This is a genomic window from Streptococcus mitis, from assembly GCF_001579035.1.
Classification (GTDB): Bacteria; Bacillota; Bacilli; order Lactobacillales; family Streptococcaceae; genus Streptococcus; species Streptococcus mitis_J.
The window spans coordinates 286,918-287,736 of record NZ_KQ970287.1 but is presented as its reverse complement, the minus strand read 5'-3'; the positions used below and the strand labels follow the sequence as shown (position 1 = coordinate 287,736).

1 protein-coding gene and 1 pseudogene are annotated in these 819 nt (G+C 30.6%); both read right to left on the bottom strand.

What is annotated here, in order from left to right:
* Nucleotides 1-237, bottom strand: a pseudogene (locus tag SMIDD26_RS05830) (DUF4343 domain-containing protein); the annotation flags it as partial.
* A 62-nt stretch (nt 238-299) separates the two neighbouring features.
* Nucleotides 300-488 carry a hypothetical protein gene (locus SMIDD26_RS05825; protein ID WP_000179769.1) on the bottom strand — a complete coding sequence of 63 codons (189 nt, stop codon included), beginning with the start codon at nt 486-488 and terminating at the stop codon, nt 300-302.
* Nucleotides 489-819: the final 331 nt, after the last annotated feature.

Below are 819 nucleotides of genomic sequence, written 5' to 3'. Positions count from 1 at the left end.
GTCTTTAAGCTCAATAGGATAGTCATAAACCGGAACATTTAACCCCATCATTTTTAGCAATGCTCTGGTCTCCGTTATATAATCTACAACTGTATCATCACTTGTTAGCTGTTTTATTTCAGAAAAAGATTGATATAAAATAACTTCTTCTCCTTGTAAGTATGCACCTACTTGAGCATTGTATTTATTAATTGAAACCTCACTTGGTAATTTACTTTGTCTAATATAAACAACCATTTTATCACTCCTTTTTCACTAGTGTTGCACCTGATTGTAAAAAAATAATAGCAATTTTGCTCTTATTTTTTTGAGTAAATAGCTCCCATAATATCATCGAAATAATCAACGGTATTTAGGAGTAATTCAATAACCTGGGACTTTGTTAGTCGCATTCCTCTTCTATCTCTAGCATCTTCTACTAAATTTTCAAGTTTCTCTAGATTTTTATCATCCAAGCTAATCATTATTCTATTTTTATCGGTTGCCATTTTCTTCACCTCTAGTTAATTCTATCATAGGTGTAACACTTGTGTAAACTGATTTTTATAATATATTATTGAAAAAATGGGAACTTTTTATATTAGGTAACAAAATATCCCAACGGTATTAGAGAATTGAAATATTCTCTTTCTAATCTATAACAATACCTATTCTGTTCGAGTTTCAGCTAAATATATTCCCCATTCAGCTAATTCTTCAGACAAGTCATAAACAGTTTTTCCATTACTTTCATAGATTTCAGAGATTCCTGGTGAGGTCTCAGAAAAAGTATCCCAAGCTGTCACTAGTTCTTCTACAAATTGAATATTATGAGGTTCA

What these genes read in the sequence shown, in the direction of transcription:
- SMIDD26_RS05825 (WP_000179769.1), bottom strand. Translation starts at nt 488, where the DNA reads ATGGCAACCGATAAAAATAGAATAATGATTAGCTTGGATGATAAAAAT.